The following is a 659-nucleotide window of genomic DNA, read 5'->3' on the forward strand; positions in this document are numbered from 1 at the left end:
AGCATTATGCTAACTTACTTTCCTTAGTCGATTTAGCCCTTGTTACCTTTGATGATGAACATCTGCTTTGGAGCGATGCGAACGAGCAAGCGACCCTTACCCGCCTTGCTCAATATGGCATCGAAACTATCGTAGTCAAACAAGGCTCACTTGGTGCAACAGTTCAATATCAGGATAAACAGATTTTTGTGCCAACCGTTCCCGTTGAAAATGTGGTGGATACCACCTCCGCAGGGGATTCTTTCAATGCTGGGTTCCTCAACGGCTACTTGCTTGGCAAAGATTTAATCACCTGCTGCCAGCAAGGTAACAAAGTTGCAGGTATTGTCATTCAACACAAAGGGGCAATTATTGATAAATCAGCAACTGCCCACCTAAAACAGCAATTTGAACAATAATATAAGCGGTTGTTTTTGCAAAAAATTTTACAAAAATTACCGCTTGCAACACAACATAATGAGGTTAAAAATGCGTTATACCACCGACCAAATCGTAGAAAAATTAAGAGAACTTAAAGTTGTTCCCGTCATAGCCCTCGACAACGCAGAAGATATTTTACCGCTGGCGAAAACCTTGTCTAAAAACGGCTTGCCTGTGGTAGAAATTACCTTCCGCTCGGCAGCAGCTGAAGAGGCAATTAAATTAGTGAAGGCGAACTA

The 659-nt window shown here is 42.2% G+C and carries 1 protein-coding gene and 1 pseudogene; both read left to right on the forward strand.

Annotated features, from left to right (window positions below):
* Positions 1–398: PfkB family carbohydrate kinase (locus ACERCG_RS12195; RefSeq protein WP_373612309.1), on the forward strand; the 398-nt coding region annotated here is incomplete at its 5' end.
* Between the two features lie 70 nt (positions 399–468).
* Positions 469–659 (forward strand): annotated as a pseudogene (locus ACERCG_RS12200) (2-dehydro-3-deoxyphosphogluconate aldolase); the annotation flags it as partial.

This window comes from Mannheimia sp. E30BD (assembly GCF_041807785.1).
Lineage (GTDB): Bacteria > Pseudomonadota > Gammaproteobacteria > Enterobacterales > Pasteurellaceae > Mannheimia.